This is a genomic window from Brachybacterium endophyticum (assembly GCF_003130585.1).
Lineage (GTDB): Bacteria > Actinomycetota > Actinomycetes > Actinomycetales > Dermabacteraceae > Brachybacterium > Brachybacterium endophyticum.
On sequence record NZ_QFKX01000001.1, the window covers coordinates 500,006 to 516,764 of the forward strand.

15 protein-coding genes are annotated in these 16,759 nt (G+C 70.0%); 6 read left to right on the forward strand and 9 right to left on the reverse strand.

All coding sequences use genetic code 11. The features are described 5' to 3' along the window. Positions 1-18 precede the first annotated feature (18 nt). Complete coding sequence (locus DEO23_RS02170; RefSeq protein WP_205678809.1) at positions 19-927, reverse strand: SIS domain-containing protein; 909 nt, start codon at positions 925-927, stop codon at positions 19-21. Positions 928-1,140: 213 nt separating this feature from the next. On the opposite strand from DEO23_RS02170, the gene DEO23_RS02175 reads away from it, so the two are divergent. Genes DEO23_RS02175 through DEO23_RS16230 form a run of 5 tightly spaced genes read left to right on the forward strand, consistent with a single transcriptional unit; the run spans position 1,141 to position 5,953 of the window. Then, positions 1,141-2,160, forward strand: coding sequence for a DeoR/GlpR family DNA-binding transcription regulator (locus DEO23_RS02175; RefSeq protein WP_205678811.1), 1,020 nt, complete (start codon positions 1,141-1,143; stop codon positions 2,158-2,160). Then, positions 2,157-3,173 carry a LacI family DNA-binding transcriptional regulator gene (locus DEO23_RS02180; RefSeq protein WP_109274346.1) on the forward strand — a complete coding sequence of 339 codons (1,017 nt, stop codon included), beginning with the start codon at positions 2,157-2,159 and terminating at the stop codon, positions 3,171-3,173. The genes DEO23_RS02175 and DEO23_RS02180 overlap by 4 nt, the downstream gene beginning before the upstream one ends. A gap of 9 nt (positions 3,174-3,182) precedes the next feature. Beyond that, positions 3,183-4,514 carry an alpha/beta fold hydrolase gene (locus DEO23_RS02185; RefSeq protein WP_109274347.1) on the forward strand — a complete coding sequence of 444 codons (1,332 nt, stop codon included), beginning with the start codon at positions 3,183-3,185 and terminating at the stop codon, positions 4,512-4,514. Between the two features lie 33 nt (positions 4,515-4,547). Next, positions 4,548-5,399: an MFS transporter gene (locus tag DEO23_RS16225; protein ID WP_205678813.1), complete on the forward strand. Its 852-nt coding sequence runs from the start codon at positions 4,548-4,550 to the stop codon at positions 5,397-5,399. Continuing rightward, positions 5,366-5,953: an MFS transporter gene (locus tag DEO23_RS16230; RefSeq protein ID WP_205678815.1), complete on the forward strand. Its 588-nt coding sequence runs from the start codon at positions 5,366-5,368 to the stop codon at positions 5,951-5,953. Before DEO23_RS16225 ends, DEO23_RS16230 begins: the two co-directional genes overlap by 34 nt. A gap of 25 nt (positions 5,954-5,978) precedes the next feature. On the opposite strand, the gene DEO23_RS02195 is transcribed toward DEO23_RS16230, so the two are convergent. Next, a complete protein-coding gene (locus DEO23_RS02195) occupies positions 5,979-7,205 on the reverse strand; it encodes a DUF4185 domain-containing protein (RefSeq protein WP_205678817.1) in 1,227 nt (408 codons plus the stop codon). A gap of 282 nt (positions 7,206-7,487) precedes the next feature. Here DEO23_RS02195 and DEO23_RS02200 point away from each other — a divergent pair, with 282 nt between their 5' ends. After that, complete coding sequence (locus DEO23_RS02200) at positions 7,488-8,552, forward strand: glycoside hydrolase family 32 protein (RefSeq protein WP_109274349.1); 1,065 nt, start codon at positions 7,488-7,490, stop codon at positions 8,550-8,552. Here DEO23_RS02200 and DEO23_RS02205 read toward each other — a convergent pair. From DEO23_RS02205 to DEO23_RS02235, 7 genes are all read right to left on the reverse strand, one after another. Beyond that, a complete protein-coding gene (locus tag DEO23_RS02205) occupies positions 8,530-9,432 on the reverse strand; it encodes a carbohydrate ABC transporter permease (RefSeq protein ID WP_109274350.1) in 903 nt (300 codons plus the stop codon). The genes DEO23_RS02200 and DEO23_RS02205 overlap by 23 nt on opposite strands. Before the next feature lies 1 nt (position 9,433). Further along, positions 9,434-10,363 carry a carbohydrate ABC transporter permease gene (locus tag DEO23_RS02210; RefSeq protein WP_240613169.1) on the reverse strand — a complete coding sequence of 310 codons (930 nt, stop codon included), beginning with the start codon at positions 10,361-10,363 and terminating at the stop codon, positions 9,434-9,436. Next, positions 10,360-11,718, reverse strand: a complete 1,359-nt coding sequence (locus DEO23_RS02215; protein ID WP_165831698.1) for an ABC transporter substrate-binding protein — start codon at positions 11,716-11,718, stop codon at positions 10,360-10,362. Before DEO23_RS02215 ends, DEO23_RS02210 begins: the two co-directional genes overlap by 4 nt. 316 nt (positions 11,719-12,034) lie before the next feature. Beyond that, positions 12,035-13,219: a DUF4185 domain-containing protein gene (locus tag DEO23_RS02220; RefSeq protein ID WP_109274352.1), complete on the reverse strand. Its 1,185-nt coding sequence runs from the start codon at positions 13,217-13,219 to the stop codon at positions 12,035-12,037. 89 nt (positions 13,220-13,308) lie between these two features. Then, positions 13,309-14,214: a carbohydrate ABC transporter permease gene (locus DEO23_RS02225; RefSeq protein ID WP_109274353.1), complete on the reverse strand. Its 906-nt coding sequence runs from the start codon at positions 14,212-14,214 to the stop codon at positions 13,309-13,311. Further along, entirely contained in the window at positions 14,204-15,100 is an 897-nt protein-coding gene (locus DEO23_RS02230; protein ID WP_109274354.1) for a carbohydrate ABC transporter permease, read from the reverse strand. Before DEO23_RS02230 ends, DEO23_RS02225 begins: the two co-directional genes overlap by 11 nt. Beyond that, complete coding sequence (locus DEO23_RS02235) at positions 15,097-16,464, reverse strand: ABC transporter substrate-binding protein (protein WP_165831699.1); 1,368 nt, start codon at positions 16,462-16,464, stop codon at positions 15,097-15,099. The genes DEO23_RS02230 and DEO23_RS02235 overlap by 4 nt, the downstream gene beginning before the upstream one ends. Between the last annotated feature and the right edge of the window lie 295 nt (positions 16,465-16,759).

The following is a 16,759-nucleotide window of genomic DNA, read 5'->3' on the forward strand; positions in this document are numbered from 1 at the left end:
TGCAGGCGATCCTGTCTGTCAGTGCAGGTGGACGGCGCGGGTGAGGTTCCGCGGAGCATCCGGGTCCAGGCCCTTGGCCTCGGCCCGGCGCACGGCCCACAGGTGCACGGCGACCAGCTGCGCGAGCGGGTCCATCCCCGACTCGACGAACGTCGAGCCGGCCTGCTCGGTCTGCTCGGCCAGACCCTCGGGTGCGGGGCCGAACTGGTAGGTGATGCGCCCGGGCTCGGCGATCGCGATCGGGCCGTGGCGGTACTCCATCGCATAGTAGGACTCGGTCCAGGACTGCGAGGCCTCGCGCATCTTCAGGCCGGCCTCGTCGGCGAGGCCCTTGGTCCATCCGCTGCCCAGGAAGCTGATCTGCTCGGCATCGACCCAGGACTGCTCGATCTCCCGGTCGAGGACCGTGCGGGCGTCGGCGATCGCGCCGGTGAGGTCCTCGCCGAGGGAGGCGCGCAGCAGCGCCAGCGCACTGGTGGCGAAGCGGGTCTGGACCACCGAGGTCTCGTCGGCGAAGTCGAGGACGATCTCGCTGTCGGCGTGCTCGGCCGCGGGGCCGTCGGCCACGGCGGTGATCAGCACGCTCGGTGTCCCCTGGAGGTTCTTCAGGACGTCGATGATCTCCGAGGTGGTGCCGCTGCGCGAGAGCGCGATGACGCGGTCGTACTCACGCGCGGGGGAGACCTCGGTCGGGGTGAGCGCATCGGTCACGCCCTGGCCGGCCGCCTCACGCAGCTTCGCGTAGGCGATCGCCATGAACCACGAGGTGCCCGCGCCCACCACGAGCACCCGCTCGCCCGGTGCCGGCAGCTGCTCGCTCACCTGGCCCAGCAGGTCGATCGCCTGCTGCCAGGTCTCGGGCTGGGAGCGCAGTTCGACCTCGGTCGCGCTCACGCGACGCTCCTGGTCCTCGGCTGCAGAGGTCATGGTGTCTCCTCGATGAGTAGTGCGTGTTTGTGAGCGTATAGGAAGAAACCGCGCAATGTCACGCACTTGCGCGAGGGGAGATTCTCGGATGTCCGACGACCGCAGCGTGTGGGAAGCGCTGTCGCATAGGCTCGCAGCGCGCGACATCGCCGCCGGCGCCCCGTCGCGGACCTGCAGCACACGGCGCGGAGACCACGGACGAGGAGGCGAGCGGTGCACGAGGACGAGACCTCCGACGGCCGGGGCGACCCGGCGACGGGCCCGGCACCCGCCAGCACGTCCGCTCCCGCTCCCGCCCGAACTCAGGTTCCCGCCCCCGCCCGCGGCCGACGCGAACGGCTCGATCGCATCCTCGACCTCGTCATCGAGCGCGGTCACGTGCGCGTCGACGAGCTCACGAGCGATCTCGCGGCCTCCGCGGCGACCGTGCGCCGCGACCTCGACAGCCTCGCCGCCCAGCAACTGGTGATCCGCAGCCACGGCGGTGCCTCCGCCCATCCCGACGCGAGCGCCCTGCCCATGCGCTACCGCTCGACCCGTCACGCCGATGCCAAGGACGCGATCGCACGTCTCGCGGTGGACCTGCTCGACCCGGGCATGGTCGTCGGCCTGAACGGCGGCACCACGACCACGGCGCTCGCCCACGAGCTCGCGGCGCGGGATGCCTTCCGGGAAGCTGCTCGCCCCACCACCCTGGTCACCAACGCTCTGAACATCGCGCAGGAGCTCGCGGTGCGCCGCCATCTGCAGCTCGTGGTCACCGGCGGCATCGTGCGCGGGGGGAGCTTCGAACTGGTGGGCGGCTGGGCCGAGCAGATGCTCGAGCAGATCCGCATCGACCTGCTGTTCATCGGCGTCGACGCGCTGAACGAGCGCGACGGCGCCTGCACGCACGACGAGGCCGAGGCGCTGATCTCCGCACGCCTGGCCGAGCGGGCCGAGAAGGTCATGGTGCTCGCCGACTCCTCCAAGATCGGCGCGAACGCCTTCGCCCGGATCCGCTCCGTCGGCGACCTCGACGGGCTGGTCACCGATGCCGGCGCCGACCCCGCCGCGCTCGACGCGCTGCGCGAGGCCGGACTCGAGGTCCATCTCGCCACCGTGCCGACCGCGGACCGCGCGACCCCCGGGACCTCGCCCTCGACCCCCGGGACCTCGCCCTCGACCTCCGGGGCCTCGGCCTCGAGCCCGTCCCCGTCCACGTCCACGTCCACCGCAGGAGGGCAGCGATGAACGCCGCCGGACGGCCCGCCACCCTCGCCGACGTCGCCAAGCACGCCGGCGTCTCCGCCGCGACGGCCTCCTTCGTGCTCTCGGGACGCGGGGGAGTGCGCTCCTCGGGGTCGCCCACGACCAAGGCCAAGGTGCGTGCCGCGGCCGAGGAGCTCGGGTACGTACCCAACCGCAATGCGCGGTCGCTGCGCACGGGCCGCAGCGGCGGCATCGTGCTGGCGCTCGGCACCGTCGAGGACCCGTGGGGCCTGGGGCTCGCCAGCGCCGTGCGCGACCGGGCGCTGCCGCAGGACCTCTCCACCCTGATCCTGGGCGACGAGCGCTGGTTCGAGTTCCTCTCCGGATCGGCCTTCGACTGCTCCTTCGTCACCAGCATCGACTTCACGCCCGACGGGCCCGACCAGGTGCGTCACCTGGCCCGCGGCCAGGGCGGCATCGTCGCCTTCAGCGTCCACCTCGAGCCCGAGCGCTTCGACGTCGTCCACTCCTCACCGGTCCAGGCTGTGCACGCGGCCTACGCGCGTCTGCGCGCGCGCCACGACAGGGTCGCGATGCTCTCGGGATCGGCGATCACCCCCGGGGACCGGCCGACGTACCCCTCGCGCCCGGTCGCCTTCCTCGACGCCGCGGCGGAGCACGGCGACGGCCCCCACGACCTCCATGCCGGCGGCGGCGACCGGCAGGCGGCCTTCGAGTACGCCCAGGCCTGGCTGGGGTCGAACAACCCGCCGAGCGCCGTCATCTGCTCCACGGGATACCTGGCCACCGCGCTCCAGATCGCCGCCCTGCGCGCCGGGATCCGGGTCCCCGAGGACCTCGAGATCATCTCGATCGGCGACGTCCCGCCGGACGCCCAGATGCTCGGCCCCATCAGCTACTACGGCGTCCAGGACGTGTTCTCGCGGATGTCGGAGATCATCGTGGACCGGGCCCTCGACCGCGAGGGCACGCCAGGGCAGCTGCACCGCTTCGACTGGGAGTTCTTCCCCGGCATGACCACGCTGCCCGCCTAAGGTGGGTCCATGCCCTCCTCCCCGCGCCTGACCACCTGGAACCTGCCCGGCCTGCAGCTGACCGACGTGCGCGTGGACGCGCCGCTGGACCACGAGAACCCCTCGGGCCCCGAGCTCGAGATTTTCGCGCGCGTCGCCACCGCGCCCGGTGGCGAGGACCGCCCCTACCTCGTCTACCTCCAGGGCGGACCGGGATCCGAGGCGCCCCGTCCCTCCGTGACCCCGGCGAACCCGCCCTGGCTGCCCCGCGCGCTGCGCGACTACCAGGTGGTCATGCTCGACCAGCGGGGCACGGGCCTCTCCACGCCCGTCGGCCTCGACACACCGCTGCCCACCGGCGCGATCCCGACCGTCGCGCCCCCGGGGACCCCGCCGGAGGCGACCACCACCCTGCGCCAGGCGACCCCCGCCCAGCAGGCCGATTACCTCTCCCACTTCCGCGCCGACGCCATCGTCCGCGACGCCGAGCTGGTGCGCGAGGCGCTCGGCGCCGAGACCTGGACGCTGCTCGGGCAGTCGTTCGGCGGCTTCACGACCCTGCGCTACCTCAGCGACCGCGCCGCCTCCCTCACCGGTGCGATGTTCACCGGCGGCATCCCGCAGCTGGGGCCCGATCTCGACCAGGTGTACGCGACCACCTGGGACGGCATGATCGCGCGCAGCGAGGCGCACTACGCCCGCTTCCCCGGTGATCGCGAGCGGATGCGCCGCCTGGCCGAGCTCGCCGGCGCGGGAGAGCTCGTGCTGGGCGACGGCGAGATCGTGGGGGTGGAGCGGCTGCGACGGCTGGGTCACCTGCTGGGAGCCTCCGGCGGGTCCGCGAAACTCCACTACCTGCTGGAGAACGAGCCGACCAGCCCTGTCCTGCGCCACGACCTGGCGGGCGCCCTGCCCTTCGCCGGTCGCAACCCGATCTACGCCGTCCTTCACGAGTCCTGCTGGGCCGACGGCGTCGCGATGCGCTGGGCGGCCGAACGCACCATGCCCGATCGTGTGCGCGCGGACCCGACGCTGCTCGCGGGCGAGCACATGCACCGCGAGGCGATCACGGAGGACCCCGAGCTCGCGCCCTGGGCGGAGGCCGCCGAGCTGCTCGCCGAGCGCACCTGGCCGGCCCTCTACGATCCCGAGGCGCTGCGGGCGGCCGACGTCCCCGTGGCCGCGGCCGTCTACTACGGCGACGCGTACGTGCCCCGCGAGTTCTCCCTGGCCACCGCCGACCTGCTTCCGGATGCCACCTGCTGGGTCACCAGCGAGTACCAGCACAACGGTCTGCGAGCGAGCGGCGAAGGCGTGCTGGACCACCTGATCGGCCTGATCCAGGGCACGCGGGAGGCGTGAGCGCGACCGGAACGTGACAGGAGGACGAGTTCGATGACGAACGATCCCGACCGGTCGCCGGCCGCGGTCCCCGCCGCGCACCCGCCGACGACCACGGTCCCCGCGCCGGACCCGGTAGCCCGCCGTCGCGCGATCGTCGCCGGCAGCGTCGGCAACTTCATCGAGTGGTACGAGTTCGGGATCTACGGCTTCTTCGCCACGATCATCGCCGCGCACTTCTTCTCCGCGAGCGACCAGTCCGGCCTCCACGCGCTCATCGCGACCTACGCCTCCTTCGCGATCGGCTTCTTCTTCCGCCCGATCGGCGCGGCCCTGTTCGGCCGGATCGGAGACCGCATCGGCCGACGCCCCACCCTGGTCATCGTCCTGGTGACGATGTCGGTGGCGACCGCGCTGATCGGATGCCTGCCCACCCATGCCGCGATCGGCATGGCCGCGCCGATCCTGCTCACGCTCGTGCGGATCATCCAGGGGCTCTCCGCCGGCGGGGAGTTCGGCGGTGCGGTCTCGGTGATGACCGAGTTCGCCCCGGGCGCGGCCTCTACGGCGCCTGGCAGTCCTTCACCGTGGCGCTCGGCCTGCTGGTCGGAGCAGGCACCTCGGCGCTGCTCGCGACGGTTCTCAGCGAGGACGCCCTCACCGCCTGGGGCTGGCGGATCGGCTTCCTGGTCGCCCTGCCGCTCGGGGCCGTCGCCCTCTGGCTGCGACTGCGACTGGAGGAGACACCGGCTTTCTAGGCGGCCGGCACCCCTGGCCGCGCCGACACCCGCGTCGCTCCCGAGGGTCGCGCCGATGCCGACGGCCCAACCGAGCGCCCCCTCGCGCCCGCTCGCCCGGGGCTCGGAGAGACCGTGCGTGCGATCGGCAGCGGGATCGCTCGACTGATGGGCTGGTCGGCCGCCGGCTACACGTTCCTCGTCGTCATCCCGTCCTATCTGCAGTCGAGCCTGGGGGCGACGTTCCAGGAGTCGCTGGTCTCGACCGTGGTCGCCAACGCCGGCTTCGCGGCCTCGATCCTGCCCGCCGGATGGCTCTCGGACCGCATCGGCCGGCGCCCCGTCATGCTCGCGGGCACGGTGCTGATCCTCGTGCTCGCCCTGCCCCTCCTGCACCTGCTGCAGCATCCCGAATCGGGGGCCGCGCTGCAGGGCGGCGCGGTGTTCGTCGCCGGATTCGTGGTGGGCATGATCGCCGGACCCGGCCCCGCGATGCTGGCCGAGATGTTCCCGACCACCGTGCGCTACACCGGCCTCGGCCTCGCCTATTCGCTCTCGAACGCCGTGTTCTCCGGCTGCGCGGGGCTCATCATCACGAGCCTCATCGAGGCGACCGGCAACGTGGACGTGCCCGCCTACTACGTGATGGCCACCTGCGCCGTGAGCGCGGTGGCCATCGCGACCCTGCGCGGCAGGGCGCACCGGGAGGCGCTGCGGTCCTGAGGATCCACGGCAGGCCCGACGCCCGTCAGCTCTCGGCCCGAATGCCCTTCTCCAGCCCCTGCACCCGGAACTCCTCGACGTGGTACGGCCAGTCGGGGCCGGTGTGCCACTGGGAGACCGTGAGGTGCAGGTCGTCCAGGGTCGAGCCGGGGACGATGTAGCCGCCGTAGAGCTGGGCGACGCGCTCGTCGTCCTCGTGGCCCCAGTCGCAGCCCCACAGCAGGGTCTCGGAGAAGGCCGCGTCCCGGAGCTCCTCGGGCGAGGTCGCCGCCTTCAGGTCGATCCGGTAGAGCCCGGAGTTGAAGTAGGTGAGCACGGTGCGGTCCTCGACCCGGCGCAGGCACATCTCGCCGATGGACCCGTCGATGATCGGCTTCGGGGCCTTGCCCCACTCCCACGAGGTCCCGTCGGCTTCGACGGGGCCGTAGGTCTCGTAGGCGTCGGGGTCGAGGATCTTCGACGCCGGCACGCGCTGCAGGATCGCGCCCTTGTCGCGCTGGAACCCGCTGGTCAGCAGGTGGACGGTCCCGCCGTCCTCGTCGAGGCTCCAGGTGGCCTGCTGGCAGAAGCCGGCCAGGTGATCGCCCGGGAACATCTCCGTGGTCTGCTCCCAGGTCTCCCCGGAGTCCTTCGAGGTCCAGATCTCGGTGCGCGCGACGTTGCCGAAGCCGGCATTGGCCATCACCCACAGGTACATGGTCCCGTCCACGGTGATCACGTCGCCGGGCAGGTACGTGCTGATGGGGCCCTCGTGGTCGTAGTCGATCAGCTGCTCGGCACGCTCCCCGCCCACGGCGCCGCTCCAGCGCAGCCCGGAGGCGCTGGGCCGGCGGCGGTCCTTCGCGTACAGGGCGACGGGGGAGGTCCAGCGGCCCGAGCCCACCTTGGCGCCCTCGAAGGTGTCGCCGAAGACGGCCAGGATGCGCCCGTCCGGCGTGCGGCAGGGGACGCCCAGGTCGGTGGCCTCGAAGCCGTAGTCCGAGGTCACGCCGGGGCCGCTGAGCGTCGCGATGCGAGAGACCCGCGGCCGACGGTAGTGCGGGTTCGGCCTCGGCCTCGGTGCCGCGTCGGCACGCTGGGCGCCACGGGCCTGCACGAGCGCCGCGGCCCCCAGGGTGCCTGCGCCGAGCGCGAGAGCACCTCCCCGCAGGACCGAGGAGCGGGGGACGGCCGCGTCCCTGGGCTCCCTGCCGGTGTCATCGCTCGATCGGTCGGTGCTCGTGCGGTCGCGGTCGTTGTCGCTGGTCTCCACGGGAACTCCCTCGGGGATCGTCGGGCCTCGTCGCCCTGCGCCCCGCACCCTACCGGGGTGCCACGTGCCTGGCAATCGTTTACTCATCGAAAGCGAGCCCGCGTCCTCCTCGTCGACCTCGCGCCGGTTTACAGGTTCAGTGGTCCCTCCTAAAGTGAGCGCAACGCGGGAAAACGTTTATCGGTCACTGCCGTCCGGAGCGTGTGGGAACGCCGTCTCCGCACGAGCCCGAGCCGCCTGACGTCGCCCTGACCCTCCAGCTCGTCGCCCCGGGAGCCCTCGATGCCACCTGAGAACCTCACCCCTTCCGAGACCTCGACGCCACCGGCGGAGGGCCTTGCTCCGCTCGATGCGGCCGCCGACCCGCCCATCGCCCTGACCCCGGGCCAGAAGCGGCATCTGCTGGATGCCTCGCCCTCCCCGCGCGCCCCCTGGTACATCAACGACCACACCGTGGTGCGCGACGAGCAGGGCACCTGGCACGTGTTCGGGATCTGGCACCCCGAACCGGCCGCGCCGCTGGACGAGACCTTCTTCCTCCATGCCTCGGCGCCCTCCCTGACCCCGGACGCCTGGAGCATCCACGACCCCGTCCTGCACGCTCGCACCGACCTCGGCGAGACCCACGTCTGGGCTCCTCACGTGATCCGCCACGAGGGCAGCTACCTGATGTTCTACTGCGGCGGTACCGCCGACCACACCCGCTACCGGATCGAGCTCGCGACCAGCACGGACCTGTTCACCTGGGAGCACCACCAGGGCGGACCGGTGTTCGAGGACGGCTTCGACGCCCGGGACCCGATGGTGCTGCGCGACGGGGACCGCTGGCTCATGTACTGCACCCGCACCTCGCGACCGGGCGGCGGCTTCCACGAGGTCTCGGTGCGTCAGAGCAGGGACCTGGTGACGTGGTCCGCCCCGAGCGTCGCCTACCGCTCGACGCAGAGCGGGACCGTCGGCGGGCCGACGGAGTCCCCCTTCGTGGTGCCGGTGACGGCCGACGGTGCGATCGCCGATGCCGCGCCTGCCGATGCCGTGCCCGCCGATACCTCGCCCGCCGATGCCGTGCCCGCCGGCGCCGCGCCTGCCGACGGCGCCGGCCGCCCGGAAGGGTGGATCCTCTTCGTGTGCGAGTCCGGCGAGTACGACCGCACGCTCGCCTACTTCTCCCGCGATCCGATGCACTTCGAGGACGCGGGCCGGATCGAGGTCGACCTCGACGAGCACTGCGCCGAGATCGTGGTGGACCCCGGGACTTCCCGCTCCGTCTGGATCACGGGTGGGGGCTGGGGCAGGGGAGGACTGAGCATCCGCCCCCTGCGGATCACTTCAGCCCGGCCATCTTGATGTTCGCGATGATCTGACGCTGGAAGATCAGGAACAGCACGATGATCGGCGCGGCCGCCAGGGCGGACCCCGCCATCAGCAGTCCCAGCTCGCTCGAGCGCTCCCCGCGGAAGTTCGCGAGGTATTGCTGGACCTGGAACAGATCCGGGTTCGTGATCGTCAGCACGGGCCACACGAAGCTGTTCCAGTAGGCCATGAACGAGCCGATCCCGACCACGACGAACGGCGCCTTGGACAGCGGGATGAAGATGCGGAAGTACACGCCCCAGCGTCCGCAGCCGTCCACACGGGCGGCCTCCTCCAGGCTCGAGGGGATGTTCAGGTAGAACTGGCGCACGAAGAACACGTGGGCGGCGGTCGCCATGCCCGGCAGGATCAGCACCGCGAGGGTGTCCAGCATGTAGAGCTTCGTGACCACGATGAAGCTGGTCAGCAGGATCGTCATGCCCGGGATGAACATTGTCATCAGCACCAGCGGCCACACGATCCGCTTGCCCACGAACTCCAGCCTCGCGAAGGCGTACGCCGCCATCGAGTTGATGACGATCGAGCCGGTGGTGAAGATGACCGCCCCGAAGCCGGTGAGCGCGAGGGTGCGCACGAAGGACGGGTCGCTGAGGATCTGGACGTAGTTCTGGACCTCCCACACGTCGGGGAAGAACTGGAACGGGGTGCGGATCACCTCGGTGCGCAGCTTGAACCCGGAGATCACCATCCACGCCAGCGGGAACAGCGCGAGCAGCACGATGACGGCGCCGGCGAGCGTCTTCAGCGCGAGCAGCGCCAGGCGCGAGGGCGTCAGCTTCTTGCGCCGACGAGCGGGCAGGGCGGTCTCGGTGGTCGTCGGCGCGAGGACGGGAGCGGCCTGGGTGATCGCCATGTCAGTCCACCAGCTTCTCGGAGTTGACGATCCGGAAGATCACCGAGGAGATCGAGCCCAGCACCGCGAACAGCAGCATCGCCGCCGCGATCGAGTAGCCGACGTAGGTGTCCTTCCGGAAGTGGTTGAAGATGAAGAGGTTGGGCAGCTCGGTCGCGTGCTGGGGTCCGCCCGCCGTCATCACCAGCGGCAGCTCGTACTGCTGGATCGAGGCGACGAAACCGGTGACCAGCAGGAACAGCAGCACGTTCTTGATCTGGGGGACGGTGATGTACCGCGTGCGCTGCCACCACGAGGCGCCCTCGAGCTCGGCCGCCTCGTAGAAGCTCTGCGGGACGTCCAGCAGCGCCGCGATCATGATCAGCGTCGAGATCCCGAGCCCCAGCCAGACGGCCGGCAGCGCGATCGCCCCGAGCGCCCAGCGCGGGTCCCCGAGCCAGGCCTGATTGGGCAGGCCGACCACGTTGATCAGCGCGTTGAGGATCCCGCCGGAGTAGTCGTAGATCATCACGAAGGTGATCGAGGCGATCACCCCGGAGATCACCGAGGGGATGTAGATGCTGATCTTCAGCAGCGTCGAGACGCGCCGGGAGACGGAGACGGCGAGCGAGGCGATCAGGAACGAGAGCACGAGCGAGACCGGGACCGTCATCACCACGAAGACGAGCCCGCGGCCGATCGCCTGCCAGAACCTGTCGTCCCCGAGCACGTCGGCGTAGTTCTTCACGCCCACGAACTGCGAGGGCGTGTAGAAGCTCCAGTCGAAGAAGCTCAGGTAGATCGCCTGGATCGCCGGCCAGACGACGAACGTCCCCAGCAGCACGAGCACGGGCGCCAGCATGATGTAGGCCATCAGGGAGTCCCGCCGCCGCGCCGACGAGCGCACGGGACGCGCGTCCGGCGCGGCCGCCGCCTCCCGGAGCGCGCTCACTTGCTCTCCATCTCCTTGTGCGCCTTCGCGAGATCCTCGCGATCGATGACCTTCTGGATCTCGGTGTTCGCCTTCTTCAGGGCGTCCTTCGGGCTCGCCTCACCGGTCATCCCCGACTGGATCGCATCACCCAGCGCCGCGTTGATGTCGAAGGGGTACTGGGACTCGGGGACGCAGAACGGCACGATGTCCTCGAAGACCACCGAGGACCAGGGGGCGTCCTTCGACTTCGGGTCCTTGTTCACCACGTCGGTGACCTTCTGGCGAGCGGGAGCCTTGGTGAACTGGGTGTCCACGAAGAAGGGCTTCAGGACCTCGGGATCACCGCCCAGGGCCCAGGTGAAGAACGTCGCGGTGGCCTCGGGCTCCTTCGACTTCGCGTCGATCAGCCACTTCATGTTGCCGATCGTCGAGATCGACGTCTCGAGGTCGCCGTCGTTCTGGACCCACGGCGCCATGCCGGTGGTCTTGACCTTGTCGGGGTAGTCGGCGGCGATCTCCGACATCGCCCAGGACCCCTGGGAGAGCATCGCGACCTTGCCCTCGCCCAGGGGCTGCGCCGAGTTGCCGGCGCCGAGCGGCTGACGCGGCATCCACTTGTTCTCCTGCAGGGTCTTGTAGAAGCCGATGAGGTCCTCGTACTTGGGGTCCATCGCATCGGCCTTCGACCAGTCGTCGGAGACCGGGAGGTGGCCGGCGACGTGCTGCTGCGCGGCCACGGTCGTCCAGCCGAAGGTGTCCGGGTCGCCGGCGGTGCCCACGCAGAACTGGCCGTTCTTCAACAGCGGGGCGATCTTCTCGCAGGCCTGGAACATCTCGTGCCAGGTGGTCGGCGGCTTCTCCGGGTCCAGGCCCGCCTTCTCGAACAGGTCCTTGTCCCACAGCAGGGTGACCTGGGGCTCGAGCAGGAGGGGGAAGCCGAACCACTTCCCCTGGTACTGCGAGACCTCCTTGGCCTGGTCGGTGATCTCGTCGAAGACCTTCGCTTCGATCAGGTCGTCGAGCGGTTTGAGGAGCCCGGTGCGGGCGTCGGTGTCCAGACGTCCCGACTTGATGTACATGTCGGGGGCGTTGCCCGCGGCCTGTGCGGCCTTGAGCTTCTGGTCCCAGGCGTCCGCCGGGACCACGGTGTAGTTGACGAACACGTCCTCCTGGGCGTCGTTGAAGTCCTCGACGACCTTCTTGTACCAGGCGTTCTCCGGGGTGGTGAACACCGATCCCCAGAACTCGACGTTGGTGCGGCTCTTGGCCCGTGAGTCCTCGGCCTTCTGTCCGGGCGTGCCGCTGCCGCACGCCGCGAGGGATGCGGCCGTGAGCCCGGCGGCCGCGGTGGTGAGGAGAGTCCTTCTGCGCATCGGATGCTTCTTCCTCGGTGCGTCGCTGCACCGTGTCCCCGACCCCGCCATGTCCGCTGTGTCGGAGTCCCCACGCTGGGATCCGGCGGCACCTGCGGCGTTCTCCCGGATGGGAGAAATCGTTTACGCAGAGTGTAGGAAGGGGGTGCGGGGTCGTCAACACCGTGCGCGACGGGTCGGATGCCCCGTGCGGGAGTCCGGTCCCGGGTATGACGCCGGGGATCAGCGCAGACGCGACCCAGGCGGCGGTCGGAAGCGGCCGACCGCCGCCGGTAATCGTTTCCTCATCGTGACCTGCCGACGTCGGCGCCGAGGGTCAGAACGCCCCGTCGGCACGCACCAGCATCGAGCGATAAGGGTGCTGCGTCGCGGTGTTCCACTGGCTGACCACGAGGTGCATGCTCTGCGGGGTGGAACCGGGCACCTGGTACGCGCCGTAGAGCTGGGCGATCCGGTCGGGTCCCTCGTTCCCCCAGTCGGCACCGTGCACGAGCGTCGTGCGGGGAGCGTCGTGCAGATTCGCCGTCGGCCCGTCGGCGAGCAGCGCCTCGATCGTGTAATGGCCGGCGTCGAACCAGGTCAGCAGCCAGGAGCCGTCCTCCATCACCCGCCAGCACATCTCGCCGAAGGCGCCGTCGAGAACCGGTGTCAGGGTGTCGCCCCAGGCCCATTCATCAGCGGGGATGCCCCAATACTCGTAGGCATCGGGATCGAGGATCTTCTCCACCGGGACCCGCAGCAGATAGACGGGCTTGTTGCGCTGGAAGCCGGTGGCGAGTGCGTAGACGTGTCCGTCCTCGGGATGCAAGGCCCAGGTGGCGAGCTGGACGTTGCCTTCTTTGTGGTTACCGGCGAACAGTGGCGTGGCCTCCCAGGTGGCCCCGGAATCGTGCGAGGTCCAGATCTCGGTGCCCGAGACGTCGCCGAGCGACTCGTTGCGCATCACCCACAGGTGCATGGTGTCGCCGAGGGTGATCACGTCCGCCGGCAGCACGGTGTACTTGCCGCCGACGTGGTCGTAGGGAGCGAGCTGCTCCGCCCGCTCACCGCCCACGGCACCGGTCCACTCGATGGTCTCCGTGGGCTGCACGTCTTCCGCGTAGAGACCCGTGGGGGAGCGCCAGTCGTTCTCGGGGGCGTTGACGCCGTCCTCGTCGATGTAGGAGTCGCCGAACACGTAGAGGACCCGGCCGTCCGGGGTGCGCGCCGGGATCCCGAGGTCGGTGCGCTCCATCTGGAACCGCGTCGTGATCCCGCGCCCGGTGATCGGGCCGAGGTTCTCGACCGAGGGCTCCGCGGCCGGCGCCGGGGAGGTCGGTGTGGGGGTGGCCGGCGCGGGGGTGGTCGGTGCTGGCGAGGCAGGGGGCGCGGCCTCGGCCCCCGGGGCCCCTGTTGCGGAGAGGCCTGCCGCGGTGAGTCCCGCTCCGGCGGCGGCTCCCCAGCGCAGGAAGCCCGAGCGGCTGAGGTTCTCGGTGCTGTGTCCGGCATCGTCGTCGATCATCGGAATGCTCCTCGGGGTGTTCGTCGTGCTGCTCATCGGATGGACAGGAACACGCGGAGCGGCCGGCGACCGCGCCGAGCGGGACGGACCTACTTCAGGCCGGACGTCTTGATCGAGGCGACGATCTGCTTCTGGAAGACGAAGAAGATACCTAGGGTCGGGAGGGCGGCGACCGTCGCGGCGGCCAGGATGTAGTTCCAGTCGGCGGCGTACTGCTGCTGGAAGGACTGGATGCCGAGCTGGACCACGCGCAGGTTCGGATCGGAGGTCACGGTCATCGGCCACACGAAGGAGTTCCAGTTGGCCAGGAAGAAGAACACCGCGAGGGCGGAGAGGATCGGCCGCGACAGCGGCAGCACGATCGACCAGTAGATCTTCCAGTAGCTCGCGCCGTCCACGAGCGCCGCCTCCTCGAGCTCGTCGGGCAGGGAGACGTAGAACTGGCGCAGCAGGAAGATGCCGAAGGCGTTGAAGATCGCCGGCACGATCAGGCCCGCGTAGCTGTCCACCATGCCCAGTGTGCGCACGATGATGAAGGTCGGGATGATCGTCACCGGGGCGCTGACCAGCATCGTCGCGAAGATCGCGAGGAAGATCTTCTCGCGCCCCGGGAAGCGGAGCCGGGCGAGGGCGTAGGCGGCCATGGAGTGGAACCACAGCGCGAGCACGGTCACGGCGGCGGAGACGAAGAAGCTGTTGAACAGGTAGCGCGCGAAGGGCACCTGGGAGAACACGTAGACGTAGTTCTCCAGGGTGAAGGTCTTCGGGATCAGCTGCGGGGAGTTGACCTCCTCCGGCGTCTTGAAGGAGCCCAGCACCATCCACAGCAGCGGGAAGACCGTGGCCAGCGCCAGGACGAGGCCGACGGCGAACAGCAGCCAGGCGGTGCGGGAGCGCCGCTTGCGGGGACGGACCGGCGAGGTGCGGGAGCGCGGGGAGGAAGGATCCGCGGGCGCCCTGCCCGGGGCGGACGTGGTGGTGGCATCAGTCGTCATTCGAGAACCGACCTCCTCGGGTGGCCAGGAACATCGCAGCGGAGAAGATCAGCAGGAAGAGGACGAGCACGGAGCCGACGGCCGCCGCGTAGCCCAGGTCGCCGAACAGGAAGGCCTGCTGGTAGATGTAGAAGATCAGCAGCGAGGTCGAGTTCGCGGGACCGCCGCTGGTCAGCACGAAGATCATGTCGAGGCCGCCGGTGACCACCGCGACCATCGAGGTCAGCAGCACGAAGAAGTTCGTCGGCGCGAGCAGGGGCATGGTGATGCGGCGGAACCGCTGCCGGGCGCTCGCCCCGTCGATCCGGGCGGCCTCGTAGTACTCGGTGGGGATGTCCTGCAGGCCGGCCAGGAAGATGATCATGTAGTAGCCCATCTGCAGCCAGATGGTCACGGCGATCACGGTGCCGAGGGCGAGCTTCGGGTCGCCCAGGAACGAGAGCCCGTCGATCCCGATCTTCGAGAGCAGCGTCGCGATCACGCCCGTGCGGTCGGTCAGCATGAACTGCCAGACCATCGAGACCACGACGATGCTGATCACGTAGGGCAGGAACAGGGCCGAGCGGATCACGCCCACCGCCGGGAACTTCTGCTGCACCAGCAGGGCGAGCCCGAGGCCCACCACGAAGATCAGCGGCACCAGGACCACCAGGTAGATCAGCGTGACCTTCGCGCTGCTCCAGAACTGCGGGTCCTTGACCATGCGCACGTAGTTGTCCAGGCCGATGAAGTCGAAGTTGCCGAAGCCGTCGATCCAGAAGAAGCCCAGCACGACCGAGAGCAGCATCGGGATCGCGACGAACACGGTCAGGCCGATCGCGTCGGGTGCGAGGAAGAACAGGGCGGCGCGCCGCTCCCGTCGCTCCCGTGAGGTGATGGCACTCATACCAGGGAGCCTCCTTCGTAGGTCTCGAGATAGCTCTCGATGGTCTGCTGGGCGCGGGACGCCTCCGCAGCGGGGTCGCCGCCGGCGAGCTCGACGGATTGCAGCGCGTCGGAGACCGCCTTGTAGACCACCGGGGGGAACCGCGGTTCGCCACGACCGGTCGGCAGGATCTCCTCGTGGAAGATCTTCTGGTGCTCCTCGTCGTAGGAGCCCTCGGCCTGCATCTTCTGGTCCACGGACTTCCGGGCGGGCATGTTGCCCTTGGCCGGCCCGTTCCACACCGCGCAGTGGTCGATGCACTCGCGGTCCATCGACCCCAGCGACTGCACGACGAAGCGGGCCGCCGCCTCGGGGTCCTTCCCGCGCGCGTTCACGCACCAGGCCCAGCCGCCCAGGATCGTGCTGGATTCCTTGCCCTTCGGCGCCGGCAGCGGCATCACCCCAAACTTCTTGTCGGGCGCGTTGTCCGTCAGGCTCATGACGTCCCAGACGCCGGTCTCCCAGAAGGCGGCGTACCCCGAGCTGAAGGCGGAGACGATGTCGCCGTTGGCCGGTCTCGTGCGGGGCGTGGCGCCGCTCGCGACCGCCCTGCCCCACAGGTCCAGCGCGGCGCGCGGGCCGTCGGCGTCGAAGACGGGCTTCTGGGTCTTGGGGTCGATGACGTCGCCGCCGGTCTGCCACACCCATGGGTAGAAGGTGAAGTTCTGGTAGTACCCGGGGTCGACGTCGAGCACCAGACCGGTGGTGGTCCCGGAGCTCAGCGAGGCGGCCATCTCGAGCAGATCGTCCCAGTCCTTCGGGAGGTCGCCCTCGGCGATGCCCTTCTTCTCGAGCAGGTCGGGGTCGTAGAACAGGGCCAGAGGCTCCTGCTCCATGGGCAGGCCGAAGATCTTGTCGCCGTCGCGCCGGGTGGTCAGCGCATCGGGGTAGAAGTCGTCGATCGCGTCCTGCTCCATGTAGGGCGAGAGGTCCAGGAGCACGCCGCCGTTGGCGTAGCGCAGGTAGTCCCCGGGGGAGATCAGGAAGATGTCGGGGCCGTCGCCCGAGGCGAAGGCGACCGGCATGCGCTGGTTCATCTGGTCGCTGGTCATGTAGACCGACGAGACCTCGTGCTCGCCGGCGCCGTTCCAACGGTCGATCGCCTTCTGGAACCAGTCCGACTGGGCGACCAGGTTCGGATCCTGCTGCGGGGCCGGGTGGTAGAAGTTCCAGAACGTCAGCGGGCCGTCCTTCGCGCCGCTGCCGCACGAGGACAGCAGCGGCACCGAGGCGGCCGCCGCCGCGGCCCCGGCGAGCAGGGTGCGGCGCGTGGGCGACGGGGATGTTCCCCGGGGTCGACGGGACGGATGGGGGCGTGGGGGCACTGGTTCCTCCTCGAACCGTGATGCAGTGCAGGCCGCGATGCGTGCCGTGCGGCGTTCGGCGCCGTTCGGCGCGGGTCTCCCGGGGCCGGCGCTGGGCCCGGCGTCGGGCCGTCGGCCAGGAAACGATTACTGGCAACCGTAGAGAGGGGGATCGAGCGTGTCAATCGGATCGGACGGCACCCGGTCGCCTTTCTCCGGAACGGGCGGGAGGACCTGCGGCGACCGATTCCGCGCGCTCGGTTGACCGTCCGTGTCACGCTCCGTAGAGTCCGAGTAAACGTTTTTCGCCCGGTCA